The organism is Janibacter sp. RAF52, from assembly GCF_052114035.1.
GTDB lineage: Bacteria > Actinomycetota > Actinomycetes > Actinomycetales > Dermatophilaceae > Janibacter > Janibacter hoylei.
Window position 1 is genome coordinate 82,919 of record NZ_JBFRDY010000001.1, and the last position, 12,718, is coordinate 95,636.

At 72.8% G+C, this 12,718-nt stretch carries 13 protein-coding genes; 9 read left to right on the forward strand and 4 right to left on the reverse strand.

Features of this window, described 5'->3' with window-relative positions:
• Together leuD and AB4Y78_RS00380 are read left to right on the forward strand one after the other, a co-directional pair.
• Positions 1–594, forward strand: coding sequence for a 3-isopropylmalate dehydratase small subunit (leuD, locus tag AB4Y78_RS00375; protein WP_259909844.1), 594 nt, complete (start codon positions 1–3; stop codon positions 592–594).
• 204 nt (positions 595–798) lie between these two features.
• On the forward strand, positions 799–1,542 hold the full coding sequence (locus tag AB4Y78_RS00380) for an HU family DNA-binding protein (RefSeq protein WP_441713837.1): 744 nt from the start codon (positions 799–801) through the stop codon (positions 1,540–1,542).
• A 54-nt stretch (positions 1,543–1,596) separates the two neighbouring features.
• On the opposite strand, the gene AB4Y78_RS00385 is transcribed toward AB4Y78_RS00380, so the two are convergent.
• Positions 1,597–1,803 carry a hypothetical protein gene (locus AB4Y78_RS00385; RefSeq protein ID WP_259909846.1) on the reverse strand — a complete coding sequence of 69 codons (207 nt, stop codon included), beginning with the start codon at positions 1,801–1,803 and terminating at the stop codon, positions 1,597–1,599.
• A gap of 85 nt (positions 1,804–1,888) precedes the next feature.
• Between AB4Y78_RS00385 and AB4Y78_RS00390 the strand changes: the two genes are divergently transcribed.
• A complete protein-coding gene (locus AB4Y78_RS00390) occupies positions 1,889–2,644 on the forward strand; it encodes a lysophospholipid acyltransferase family protein (protein ID WP_441713838.1) in 756 nt (251 codons plus the stop codon).
• Positions 2,641–3,639 carry an NAD(P)H-dependent glycerol-3-phosphate dehydrogenase gene (locus AB4Y78_RS00395; protein WP_441713839.1) on the forward strand — a complete coding sequence of 333 codons (999 nt, stop codon included), beginning with the start codon at positions 2,641–2,643 and terminating at the stop codon, positions 3,637–3,639. The genes AB4Y78_RS00390 and AB4Y78_RS00395 overlap by 4 nt, the downstream gene beginning before the upstream one ends.
• Before the next feature lie 173 nt (positions 3,640–3,812).
• On the opposite strand, the gene AB4Y78_RS00400 is transcribed toward AB4Y78_RS00395, so the two are convergent.
• The gene (locus tag AB4Y78_RS00400) at positions 3,813–4,916 is read right to left on the reverse strand and encodes a trans-sulfuration enzyme family protein (RefSeq protein ID WP_441713840.1); all 1,104 of its coding nucleotides are present in this window, start codon (positions 4,914–4,916) and stop codon (positions 3,813–3,815) included.
• A gap of 31 nt (positions 4,917–4,947) precedes the next feature.
• Between AB4Y78_RS00400 and AB4Y78_RS00405 the strand changes: the two genes are divergently transcribed.
• Complete coding sequence (locus AB4Y78_RS00405) at positions 4,948–6,075, forward strand: D-alanine--D-alanine ligase family protein (protein ID WP_265231442.1); 1,128 nt, start codon at positions 4,948–4,950, stop codon at positions 6,073–6,075.
• Positions 6,076–6,196: 121 nt separating this feature from the next.
• Here AB4Y78_RS00405 and AB4Y78_RS00410 read toward each other — a convergent pair whose 3' ends face one another.
• The gene (locus tag AB4Y78_RS00410; protein WP_007927864.1) at positions 6,197–6,655 is read right to left on the reverse strand and encodes a DUF3515 family protein; all 459 of its coding nucleotides are present in this window, start codon (positions 6,653–6,655) and stop codon (positions 6,197–6,199) included.
• A 54-nt stretch (positions 6,656–6,709) separates the two neighbouring features.
• Between AB4Y78_RS00410 and thiL the strand changes: the two genes are divergently transcribed.
• Positions 6,710–7,714, forward strand: coding sequence for a thiamine-phosphate kinase (gene thiL / locus AB4Y78_RS00415; RefSeq protein WP_259911770.1), 1,005 nt, complete (start codon positions 6,710–6,712; stop codon positions 7,712–7,714).
• Positions 7,715–7,804: 90 nt separating this feature from the next.
• On the opposite strand, the gene rpmB is transcribed toward thiL, so the two are convergent.
• Entirely contained in the window at positions 7,805–7,999 is a 195-nt protein-coding gene (rpmB, locus tag AB4Y78_RS00420; protein WP_007927862.1) for a 50S ribosomal protein L28, read from the reverse strand.
• Between the two features lie 155 nt (positions 8,000–8,154).
• On the opposite strand from rpmB, the gene AB4Y78_RS00425 reads away from it, so the two are divergent.
• From AB4Y78_RS00425 to rsmD, 3 genes are all read left to right on the forward strand, one after another.
• Positions 8,155–9,807, forward strand: coding sequence for a DAK2 domain-containing protein (locus tag AB4Y78_RS00425; protein ID WP_259911768.1), 1,653 nt, complete (start codon positions 8,155–8,157; stop codon positions 9,805–9,807).
• Positions 9,807–12,023, forward strand: a complete 2,217-nt coding sequence (locus AB4Y78_RS00430; RefSeq protein WP_259911766.1) for an ATP-dependent DNA helicase RecG — start codon at positions 9,807–9,809, stop codon at positions 12,021–12,023. The genes AB4Y78_RS00425 and AB4Y78_RS00430 overlap by 1 nt, the downstream gene beginning before the upstream one ends.
• Before the next feature lie 88 nt (positions 12,024–12,111).
• Complete coding sequence (gene rsmD / locus AB4Y78_RS00435) at positions 12,112–12,687, forward strand: 16S rRNA (guanine(966)-N(2))-methyltransferase RsmD (protein WP_259911764.1); 576 nt, start codon at positions 12,112–12,114, stop codon at positions 12,685–12,687.
• The last annotated feature ends 31 nt before the right edge of the window (positions 12,688–12,718 follow it).

Here is a 12,718-nt window from a genome sequence, read left to right on the forward strand (position 1 = left end):
ATGGAAAAGTTCACGACCCACACCGGCACCGGCGTCCCGCTGCGCCGCAGCAACGTCGACACCGACCAGATCATCCCCGCCGTCTACCTCAAGCGGGTCTCGCGCACCGGCTTCGAGGACGGGCTCTTCGCGGCCTGGCGGGGCGACGAAAACTTCGTGCTCAACCAGCCCGCCTACCGCGACGGCTCCGTGCTCGTCGTCGGCCCCGACTTCGGCACCGGCTCCTCGCGCGAGCACGCCGTGTGGGCGCTCAAGGACTACGGATTCCGGGTCGTCATCTCCTCGCGCTTCGCCGACATCTTCCGCGGCAACTCCGGCAAGCAGGGGCTGCTCGCCGCGCAGGTCTCGCAGGACGACGTCGAGCTGCTGTGGAAGTACCTCGACAACACCCCGGGTGCGGAGATCACCGTCGACCTCACGGCCAAGACGATCACCGCGGGCGACATCGTCTGCGCCTTCCACGTCGACGACTACACCCGCTGGCGTCTGCTCGAGGGGCTCGACGACATCGGACTGACGTTGCGTCACGAGCAGGACGTCACCGACTTCGAGGCCGCCCGCCCGAGCTGGAAGCCGGTCACCAACCCGGCGTAACTCCTTGCCGCACAGGCGTATTGGTTCACAGCGAAGGGGGCGGCGCGCCGCCCCCTTCGTGAACCGGCTTGCGCGACAACAAACTGACGGGGTCCAAATCACACACCGTGGCTCTCCCCACCCCTACCGTCGGAACAGGTCGGGTGCACGACTCGGCCTTCCCTGCCGGGGGACGACCGGCGCCGTACCGCTACGGGAGTGACCGTGAACAAGGCAGAACTCGTCAAGGCTCTCGAGGAGAGGCTCGGCAGCCGGAAGGCCGCCCAGGAAGCGCTCGAGGTCGTGCTCGACACGATCGTCCGCGAGGTGGCGAAGGGTGGCCGCGTCGCCATCACCGGATTCGGCACCTTCGAGAAGGCGGCCCGCGCAGCCCGCACCGGCCGCAACCCCCGCACGGGTGAGGTCGTCAAGATCAAGAAGACGTCGGTGCCGCGCTTCAAGGCCGGGACGAGCTTCAAGGGCTACGTGGCCGACCCCCGTTCCCTGCCCAAGGCGGCCCCTGCCGCGGCGCGGGCTGCGGCCGGCACCGTGACGAGCGTCGCGGGGACGGCTCTCGGCATCGCCGAGAGCGCCGTTCCCGGTCGCAAGTCGAAGAAGGCCGCACCCGCCAAGAAGACGTCGACCGCCACGAAGACCTCGGCGAAGAAGGCGACGCCGGCGAAGAAGTCGACGCCCGCGAAGAAGGCCACGGCGACCAAGGCCGCCTCGGCGAAGAAGGCGACGCCGGCGAGGAAGTCGACGCCCGCGAAGAAGTCGACGCCCGCGAAGAAGGCCACGGCGACCAAGGCCGCCTCGGCCAAGAAGGCGACGCCGGCGAAGAAGTCGACGCCCGCCAAGAAGGCCACGGCGACCAAGGCCACCTCGACGAAGAAGGCGACGCCGGCGAAGAAGTCGACGCCCGCCAAGAAGGCCACGCCCGCGAAGAAGACCGCCGCGAGCAGCGACTGACCTGCGGTACGCGTGGGGCCGGTGACCGAGGTCGCCGGCCCCCACGTCGTCCCGTCAGGTGATCGTCTCGCCCTCGCCGATGCCGGTGATCCACAGCCGCTCGACGACGTCGCCGCGCAGGGTGATGCTCACCCGCTGACCGGGCCGCACGAAGCGCAGCCCACTGGCGGCCACGACCTCCGCGGCCACCTCGAGGCGGCGGCCCGCGTCGGTGACGACCGTCGTCGCATCCGGGGAGTGGGAGAAGACCGTGGCTTGCACGTGAGCGAGCGTATCCGTGTCCTAGGGTGAACAAGCCGACGCCGGCCGCGGGTCCCACCCCGGACCCGACAGCAGAAGAGGTGACATGGTCGTCCACCGCACGCACACGCCCGTGATGTACCGGGTGGCCGCCCGGCTGCTGCGCGGCGCGATGCGCGTCGTCGCGCGCTACGAGGTGTCGGGCCTCGAGCACGTGCCCGAGGAGGGCGGCTTCCTCATCACGCCCAACCACATCTCGCACGTCGACCCCTTCCCGTGGGCGCACGTGCTCTACAACCGCGGCTACAGCCCGGTCTACCTCGCCAAGAGCACGCTCTTCGACACCCCGGTCGTCGGGTGGGTCCTGCGCCACGCCAAGCAGGTGCGCGTCGACCGCGAGACCTCGTCTGCCGGAGAGGCTCTCGTCCCTGCCGTCCGGGCTCTCGGCGAGGGGGAGTGCGTCGTCGTCTACCCCGAGGGGTCGCTCACCCGCGACCCCGACCTGTGGCCCATGCGTGGCAAGACGGGTGCCGCACGTCTGGCGCTGCAGTCCGGTGCGCCGGTGATCCCCGTCGCGCAGTGGGGCCCGCAGGAGCTGCTGCCCCGCTACGCCAAGCGGCCTCGGCTCTCCCGGCACCGCCGGCTCATGCGGGTGCGCTTCGGGCCGCCGGTCGACCTGGACGACCTGCGTGACCAGCCGCTGAATGCCCCGACGGTCACCGCCGCCACGGAGCGCATCATGGCGGCGATCACGCACGAGCTCGAGCAGCTGCGGGGCGAAAGAGCACCCGCCGAGCGATTCGACCCCAAGTCCCACGGCCTGAGGGTCACGGGCAACTACCGACAAGGAGTCGACCAATGACACAGATCGCCGTCTTCGGTGCCGGCAGCTGGGGCACCGCCTTTGCCTCCATCCTCGCCGCCGGCGACAACGACGTGCGGGTGTGGGGCCGCCGTCAGGGGCTCGTCGACCAGCTCAACGCCGGCGTCAACGACGACTACCTGCCGGGGGTGGCGCTCCCTTCGCGCATCTCGGCCTCGACCGACCCCGCCGAGGTGACCGACGGGGCCGACATCGTCGTCCTCTCCGTGCCGTCGCAGTCGCTGCGCGACAACCTCACCGGCTGGGCCCCCCTGCTCGGACAGGACAAGATCGTCGTCTCGCTGATGAAGGGGATCGAGCTCGGCACGACGAAGCGGATGAGCCAGGTCATCCACGAGGTCGCGGGCATCCCAGCCGAGCGGATCGCGGTCGTCAGCGGGCCCAATCTCGCACGCGAGATCGTGCAGCAGCAGCCTGCCGCGACGGTCGTCGCCTGCCCGGACGTCGACGCGGCGACGAGCGTGGCCGCCGCCTGCTCGACGAGCTTCTTCCGCCCCTACACCTCGACCGACGTCGTGGGCGTCGAGCTCGGTGGTGCGGTCAAGAACGTCATCGCGCTCGCCGTCGGCATGGCCGCCGGCCTGGGCTTCGGCGACAACACCAAGGCGTCGATCATCACCCGCGGTCTCGCGGAGACCACGCGCCTGGCCATGGCGCTGGGCGCCGACCCCCGCACGATGGCCGGGCTCGCCGGCGTGGGCGACCTCATCGCCACGTGCATGTCGCCGCTCTCGCGCAACCACTCCTTCGGCGTCAAGCTCGGCGAGGGTCTGTCGGTCGCCGAGGTGACCGAGCAGACGCGCCAGACCGCGGAGGGTGTGAAGTCTTGCGCCTCGATCCTCGACCTCGCCCGCGCCCACGGCGTCGAGGTCCCGATCACCGAGCAGGTCACCCGGGTCGTCCACGAGGGCGTCTCGCCGCGCGACATGGTGGGCGTGCTCCTCTCGCGTGCCCGCAAGCACGAGACCGAGTAGCGCCCTCTTCCCTGAGGAGGCCGCCCGCGACCGTCTCGAAGGGCCGCTGCGGCTCCGGATGAAGGGGGACGACCGCGCCCGCCGAAGTCCTTCGTCTCCCCGCAGGTCACGTCGTCGTGCCTGACTTCGGCTTGATGTGCGCGGTCACCCCCCTTCGTCCTGCGCTTGCGCCGTCAGATGCGGTCGAGGGCCTGCTCGAGGTCGGCCCAGAGGTCTTCGACGTCCTCGACTCCGACGGACAGCCGCACGAGGTTGACGGGCACGGCCTCGGGCTCGCCCGGCTGGCGACGCCGCCGCTCGAGCTGCGACTCCACCCCGCCGAGGCTCGTCGACGGCGACCAGATCCGCGTGCCGGTGGTCAGGGCCTCCGCCTCGACGACGCCGTCACCCTCGCCAGCGACCTCCACGGAGACGATGGCGCCCCAGCCGGGGTAGCGGACCCGCGAGATCCGCGGGTGGGTGGCCAGCCGTCCCGCGAGATCGGCAGCATTGGCACAGGCCCGCTCGACGCGGAGGGAGAGGGTCCGCAGCCCGCGCAGGGCCAGCCACGCCTCCATCGGGCCGGCGATCGCCCCGCCGAGGGTTCGCTGCCGGGCCAGTCGGGTGTGCAGGTCCCGTCCCGTCGCCGTGTCGGGCGTGACGGTCAGCCCGAGGATGATGTCCGAGTGGCCCGCGAGGTACTTCGTCGCCGAGTGCACGACGACGTCGACGCCGTCCTCGAGGGGTCGCTGCAGCAGCGGGGTGGCGAAGGTGTTGTCGACGACGACGAGCGCCCCCGCCTCGTGCGCCGCGGCCGCCAGACCTGCGATGTCGGCGACCTCGAGCAGCGGGTTGGACGGCGACTCGAGCCACAGCAGGTCGGCGCCCGGCAGGGCGGCCCCGACGGCGGCATCGTCCGTGATGTCGACCCAGCGCACGGTGAGCCGGCCAGCCTCGGCGGCCTCGGTGAGGGAGACGACGACGCCGTTGTAGGCCGCGGCCGGCGCGACGACGGTCCCGCCCTGGGGCACGAGGGAGAGCGCCGCGTGCACGGCCGCCATGCCGGAGGAGTAGAGGAGGGCCCGGCCCCCTTCGAGGTCACCCACGGCCAGCTCGAAGGGGGTCCACGTCGGGTTGTCGACGCGGGCGTAGTTGACCGGTCCGTCCTGGACGTAGGTGGAGGTGAAGGTGACCGGAGCGTTGAGCGGCGCGCCCGGCGCCCGCTCGGGCCGACCGAGCGCCACCACGCGGGTGCGGGGGGAGAGGGCTGCGTGCGCGTCGTCGTCTCGGTGCTCCATGGGCGAGAGGCTAGACGTTAGTCTTCCCCCGATGAGCAGCCATCCCAGCAGCAAGCCGCGCGTCGCCGTCGTCTTCGGCGGACGCTCCTCCGAGCACGCCGTCTCGTGCGCCACCGCGGCCGGTGTGCTGCGGGCGATCGACCGCGACGCCTACGACGTCGTGCCCGTGGGCATCACCCGCGACGGCGCCTGGGTCCTGGCCGCCGACGACCCCGACGCGCTGGCGCTCACGCCGGGGCACACCCCCGAGGTCGCCCACACCGGCACCGAGGTGATCCTGCCGACGCGCGTGGGGGAGACGGCGCTCACCGTCCACCGCCCCGGTCAGGCGCTCGAGGCGCTGGGCGACGTCGACGTCGTCTTCCCGTTGCTCCACGGCCCTTACGGCGAGGACGGCACCCTCCAGGGCATGCTCGAGCTCACCGACATCCGCTATGTCGGCTCGGGGGTGCTCGCCTCGGCGGCGGGGATGGACAAGCACTACATGAAGGTCGTCTTCGCCGGCGCCGGTCTGCCCGTCGGGCCCTACACCGTCATCACCGACGCCCAGTGGCGCCGGGACAAGGCCGCGGCGATGGACGCTGTGGCCGCCCTGACCTACCCGATCTTCGTCAAGCCCTGCCGGGCCGGCTCGTCCATGGGAGTGTCCAAGGTCGACACCCCCGACGGGCTGGAGGCCGCCATCGAGGCCGCCCGCGAGCACGACCTCAAGGTCATCGTCGAGTCCGGCATCGTGGGCCGCGAGATCGAGTGCGCCGTGCTGCAGGGCCGCGGTCTCGACGCGCCGCGCACGTCCATGCCGGGCGAGATCGTCGTCGAGGAGGGCCACGGGCACGACTTCTACGACTTCGAGGCCAAGTACCTCGACGAGGCCTCGGTCGTCCTCTCCTGCCCGGCGGACCTGTCCGAGGCCGTCACAGACGAGGTGCGTCGCCTGGCAGCGGCCGCCTTCGAGTCCCTGGCCTGCGAAGGCCTGGCGCGGGTCGACTGCTTCGTCACCGACGGCGGTGCCGTGGTCATCAACGAGATCAACACCATGCCCGGCTTCACGCCCCACTCGATGTACCCGCGCATGTGGGAGGCGAGCGGCGTGACCTACCCCGAGCTCGTCGACGAGCTCATCCAGCTCGCCCTCGAGCGCCCCGTCGGCCTGCGCTGACCCTCCTTCGCTGTCATTTGCCTAGGGAAATGTGCCGAGGGGTGCGCATCTCCCTAGGGAAATGCGCAGGAGGGCCGTATTTCCCTAGGGAGATACGCAGCGAAGGGGGAGTGCCCCGGACTCAGGAGCACTCCCGGCCGTTGGTCGGCAGCTCCTCGACAGCCTCGCTGAAGGCCGGCAGGAGGAGCGGGCCCGGACCCTGCTCCTGCGGCACGATGACCTCGATCGCCGGGTCGTGACCGAAGCTCGTCAGTCGCGTGCCGTCACCCAGGTCCTCGGCGACCCACCCGATCTCGTCGACGACGACGCACTGCTCCTCGGTGGGCGGCATCGCCGGCACACCGCAGCGCGCGACGATCGCCGGGTCGCCCCACGCCCGGACAGCCGGGTCGCTCGGGTCCGTCTCCACGGGGGCCTGACCCGACAGCTCCTGCGGCCAGTGCTCGCTCGCGGCGGTGCACGCCGGACTACCCGCCGCCCCGGGCACGCCCACCTCGACGGCCCCGGCGCAGCCGGCGAGCAGCAGGGGCAGGGCGAGGGCACAGGCGAGCGCGACGCGAGGTCGGGGAGTGGTGGGCACGGCCGGGAGGCTACCGTGCGGTCCTGACCCCCCTTCGTCGGACGGAGAGCCCGGATGCCCCGCACGCGCCTGCGTGACCTCACCGAGGGCGAGCTGCTCGAGCAGCTCTTCCCGCGTTTCGGCGGGATCACCGGGCCCGCGGCCGTGCCGCTCGGCCCCGGCGACGACGCCGCGGTGCTCGCCGCCCCCTCGGGGAGTGTCGTGCTCACGACCGACTCCATGGTCCGCGGGCGTGATTGGCGCGACGACTGGTCGTCAGCGCGCGAGGTGGGGCTCAAGGTCGTCGCGCAAAACATCGCGGACATCGCGGCGATGGGGGCGGTGCCCACCGGGCTGCTCGTCGCGCTCGCGGCCGACCCGGAGACCGAGGTGGCCTGGGCGCTCGAGCTCGCCGAGGGCATCGCGCAGGCCGCGGGGGAGGCCGGTGCCCCCGTGCTCGGCGGCGACCTCTCGTCGGCGGCCTCCGGCACGGTCGTCGTCGCGATCACGGCGACCGGTGACCTCGAAGGGCGTCCACCCGTGCGTCGCGACGGTGCCCGGCCCGGCGACGTCGTCGCCGTCCGGGGCGGGCTCGGCCGGTCCGGGGGAGGGCTGCAGCTCCTGCTCGCGGGTCGCGGACGCACCCACCTCGACGGCGAGCCGGGCGGGTCCGAGCAGGCGGCCCACGACCTCTGCCTCGTCCACCGGACCGCCGGGTCGCCGCCCTGGCGCGAGGGGCCCGCGGCGGCGCGTGCCGGGGCGACGTCGATGATCGACGTCTCCGACGGGCTCGTGCGCGACCTCGGCCGGGTCGCCCGTGCGAGCGGCGTGCGGGTCGAGCTCGACGGGCAGGCACTGCGCGTGCAGGCCGACGGCCCGCTCACCCGGGCCCTGGGGGCCGACGAGGCACTCGTCCAGGTGCTCAGCGGGGGCGAGGAGCACTCGCTCGTGGCGACCTTCGCGCCGGCTGACGTCCCCGCTGGCTGGCAGGTCCTCGGCAGCTGTGCGGCCGGGGAGCCCGCGGTGCTCGTCGACGGCACAGCACCCGAGGTGATCGGCTGGGACCACTTCCGGGGGTGACCCCCTTCGGCCGTGGCGGTGGCGCCCGTGGACGCACGAAAAAGCCGCCGTCCCCGTGAGGGGAGCGGCGGCGATGTCGTCAGGCTCGGGTCAGCGCTTGACCTTGCCGGCCTTGAGGCACGAGGTGCAGACATTGAGACGCTTCGGGGTCACCCCGGCGTCGCCCACCTTGGCCCGAACGCGCTGGATGTTCGGGTTCCAGCGACGCTTGGTGCGGCGGTGCGAGTGCGAGATGGAGTGTCCGAAGGACGGTCCCTTGCCGCAGACGTCGCAGTTGGCAGCCACGGGTATCTCCTGTGTTCGTCAGTTACGTGAGTGTCGTGCTCGGGCACTCCACCGAAGAGGCGGACCTGTCACCGGGCAACCGGTACAGAGTAGCCGAGTGAGCACGACACCACCAAAACGGCGTGGGGGCGGTCCTTCTCCACTACCCTGACGGCGTGCTGGAGGTCCTCGACGCTGACTCCGTGCGCCGGTGGGTCGTGGTGACCCGCGCCGCACTCGCCGCGAGGCGTGCCGAGATCGACGCGCTCAACGTCTACCCGGTCCCCGATGGTGACACGGGCACCAACATGTACCTCACCCTCGACCAGGCCCTCGACGCCGCCCGCTCGGAGCAGGAGCGTGCCGGGACCTTCGGCAGCCTCCCGCTGCCCAGCGAGGCCGCCGCCATCTCCCGCGCGGCCCTGATGTCCGCCCGGGGCAACTCCGGCGTCATCCTCAGCCAGATGATCCGCGGGGTCAGCGAGGTCGTGAGCGCCGGCGACCTCGTGTCGATCGACACCGAGGCCGTGGCCCAAGCGGTGCGCCGCGGTGCCGACCGGGCCCGCGAGAGCGTCGTGCGCCCGCAGGAGGGGACGATCCTCAGCGTCGCCGACGCAACCGCCGAGCGGGCCGAGCAGGTCTGTCGTGACGGGGGCAGCCTGGGGGAGCTCACCCGAGCAGCCGTCGACGCAGCGCGCGCGGCGCTGGCGCGCACCCCGGACCAGCTGCAGGTGCTCGCCGATGCCGGGGTCGTCGATGCCGGCGGCGCCGGGTACCTCCTCTTCGTCGAGGCCCTGGACCAGGTCGTGCACGAGGAGGGCGCGCCGACGAGCTATGCCGTCGACGAGTTCACCCTCAACCCCACGCTCGAGCGGCGCCCGGGCTGGACCCGCCCGGTCGACGGGGCCGCCGTGACGGCTCCCCACGACGGCCCGGCCCACGAGGTCATGTACCTGCTCCACGACGTGGACGAAGGGGGCGTGGCCCGGCTGCGTCAGCGGCTCGACGAGATCGGCGACAGCGTCGTCGTGTCGACCGCGGAGGACGTGTGCCACGTGCACGTGCACACCGACGACATCGGGGCGGCCCTCGAGGCCGGCATCGAGCACGGGGTGCCCCGCCGGGTCGCCGTGACCCTCCTGGAGACCATCGCACCGGCCCCGAAGGGCGGCCTGTCGATCGTCGCCTGCGCGGCCGGGCCCGGCATCGCCGCCCTGCTCGAGGAGGCCGGGGCGACGACCGTCGCCTCGGGCCCCGGTCACCGCGCCTCGGCGGGCGAGCTCGTCGCGGCGGTGCGCCAGGCCGGGACCGAGGAGGTCATCCTCCTGCCCAACGACCGTGACACCCGGATGGCCGCCGACGCGGCAGCCCACGCCGCAGCCCAGGAGGGGCAGACCGTCCACGTCATCACCTCCGTGACCGCGGTCCAGGGACTGGCGGCGCTCGCCGTCTTCGACCCGGGCGCGACGACGCAGCACAACGTCCTCGCGATGACCCGCTCGGCCGCCGCCACCCGCCACGGCGCCGTGACGGTCGCCGTCAAGGCCGGGCTGACGAGCGGTGGGCTCTGCGAGGTCGGTGACGTCCTCGGGGTCGTGAGCGGCGACATCACCATCGTCGGCTCCGACGCCGAGCAGGTCGCCCGCGAGGTGCTGGAGGGCATCGTCTCCGCGGGCACCGAGCTCGTGACGCTCGTCGTCGGCGAGGACGCACCCGACGGGCTCGCCGAGGCCGTCACCGGGTGGATCGAGTCCCGGCGCGCCGGCATCGAGGTGCAGGTCGTCGACGGCGGCCAGCCGCACTACCTGCTCCTCCTCGGGGCCGAGTAGTGGCGACCGAGGAGACCCGGCTCAAGGGGCTGCTCGGCGGCCAGGCAGCCGGCAAGCTCGCCAAGCACCGGCAGATCGAGACCGTCGGGGAGCTGCTCGACTTCTGGCCCCGGCGCTACCGCACCGCCGCCCCCGACCTCGGCCGCCCCCGCCCCGGGGACTTCCTCGTCGCGGTGGCCAGGGTCGAGCACGCGGAGACCCGCACGATGAAGTCCCGCCGCGGCCGCATGCTCGAGGCCACGATCACCGACGGGCGCTCGCGGATGCGCGTGACCTTCTTCGACGCGCGCGGCCATGAGCACAAGCTCGTCGCCGGGCGCGAGTTCCTCTTCGCCGGCACCGTCTCGGAGTACCGCAACGTCACCCAGCTCGCACACCCGGGCTACGCCTCGCTCGAGGAGGCCGCGGCCCTCGGTGAGCTCGGCGACGCCGACCACACCGGCCTCATCCCGATCTACCGCCACGTGCCCGGCGTGCACCCGTGGACGATCACCCGCTGCGTGCGGCTCGTGCTCGGGCAGCTCGACGGCGTCGTCGACGCCGTGCCCGAGGCCGTGCGGACCCGGCGTGGCCTGCTCGACCGGAGGTCCGCCCTGCGTGCCATCCACGCACCCCGCGACCACGCCGACGTCGAGGCCGGCAGGGAGCGGCTGCGCTACGAGGAGGCGCTGGTCCTCCAGTGCATCCTCGGGCAGCGGCGGCGCGCGGCAGCGGCGGTCGTCACGCAGGGACGCGCCCCCCGCGAGGGTGGCCTGCTCGCAGCCTTCGACGAGCGGCTGCCCTTCGAGCTGACGCCGGGGCAGCAGCAGGTCGGTCGCGAGATCCTCGACGAGATGGCCCGCCCGACCCCCATGCACCGCCTCCTGCAGGGCGAGGTCGGCTCGGGCAAGACGATCGTCGCCCTGCGCGCGATGCTCGCCGCGGTCGACAGCGGGGGACAGGCGGCGCTCCTCGCGCCGACCGAGGTGCTCGCCGCCCAGCACGCCGCGTCGATCACCGCCATGCTCGGTGACCTGGCCGAAGGGGGGATGCTCGGCGGCGACGAGCACGCCACCCGCGTCGCCCTGCTCACCGGGTCGATGTCGGCAGCCCGCCGCCGCGGGACGCTGCTCGAGATCGCCTCCGGGCAGGCCGGCATCGTCATCGGCACCCACGCCCTGCTCGAGGACAAGGTCTCCTTCGCCGACCTCGCGCTCGTCGTCGTCGACGAGCAGCACCGCTTCGGCGTGGAGCAGCGAGATGCCCTGCGCGCCAAGGGCGTCACTCCACCCCACCTGCTCGTCATGACGGCGACCCCGATCCCGCGGACCGTGGCGATGACCGTCTTCGGCGACATGGAGACGTCGACCCTGCGGGAGCTGCCGCGGGGCCGCCAGCCGATCACCACCCACGTCGTCGAGGCCCGCAAGCCGGGGTGGGTCGACCGCACCTGGGCCCGCGTGGCCGAGGAGGTCTCGGCCGGACGTCAGGTCTACGTCGTCTGCCCCCGCATCGGCGGCGACGACCCGCACGACCTCGACGGGGTCGACCTCGTCGCCGAGGACGCCGTCGTCGACGACGAGCACGACGACGGTGAGCGTGTCGAGCAGGAGCGCACGGAGCGACCCCTCGCCGCGGTCGAGGAGACGATCGCGGCGCTCGCCGAGCACCCGGTCCTCCAGGGCGTCACCCTCGAGATGCTCCACGGGCGGATGGCCCCGGAGGACAAGGAGCGCGTCATGGCGCGCTTCCACGCCGGCGAGATCGACGTGCTCGTGTCGACGACCGTCATCGAGGTCGGGGTCGACGTGCCCAATGCCTCGATGATGGTCATCCGCGACGCCGACCGCTTCGGCGTCTCGCAGCTGCACCAGCTGCGTGGACGCGTGGGCCGTGGCGGCCACCCCGGCCTGTGCCTGCTCATGACGGACACCGACAGCGAGTCGGCGCTCGAGCGGCTGCAGGCCGTGAGCGCGACCACGGACGGCTTCGAGCTCGCGCGCCTGGACCTGACCCAGCGCCGCGAGGGCGACGTGCTCGGCACCGCCCAGCACGGCGTGCGCAGCCAGCTGCAGCACCTGTCGGTGCTCGAGCACGAGCCGCTCATCGTCGCCGCCCGCGAGGACGCGCAGGGCCTGCTCGACGCCGACCCGGAGCTCAGCGACCACCCGCAGCTGCGCGAGACGATCACCGACTGGCTCGACGCTGAGCAGGCGGCCTACCTCGAGAAGGGCTGAGTCGCTCCCTTCGTCGCGGTGACCTCGGGCGAGGGGCGGACCCGCGCCCGGGTGGTCCCTCGCCGACCCGATGACGCATCATGGAGCGGTGACTCGGATCATCAGCGGCGAGGCCGGCGGCCGACGACTGCGCACCCCCTCCGGCGACGGCACGCGGCCCACGACCGACCGGGTGCGCGAGGCGCTCTTCAGCTCGCTCGAGGCGCGCGATGTCATCGACGGGGCGCACGTCATGGACCTCTACGCCGGCTCCGGGGCCCTCGGCCTCGAGGCGGCCAGCCGCGGCGCGGCCAGCGTGCTGCTCGTCGAGTCCGACCGCGGGGCGTCCGCGACGATCCGCGCCAACATCTCCGACCTCGGCGTCGCCGGCGCGCGGCTGCAGTCGAGCACCGTCGAGCAGGCCCTCGACCGTCCGGCCTCGCTGCGCTACGACCTCGTCCTCGCCGACCCGCCCTACGACGTCACCGAGGACTCGCTCACCGCCGTCCTCGAGATGCTCCTCGCCCACCAGTGGCTGGCCCAGGAGCCGGTCATCGTCATCGAGCGCTCGTCCCGCTCGCCTGAGCCGACCTGGCCCGACGGCATCGTCGCCGAGGGCTCGAAGGCCTACGGCGAGACGACGCTGTGGTTTGCCACCCGCGTCGCCCCCGACTACCAGATCTGAGCGGCCGGCCTCCCGCACCGTCCCCGATCAT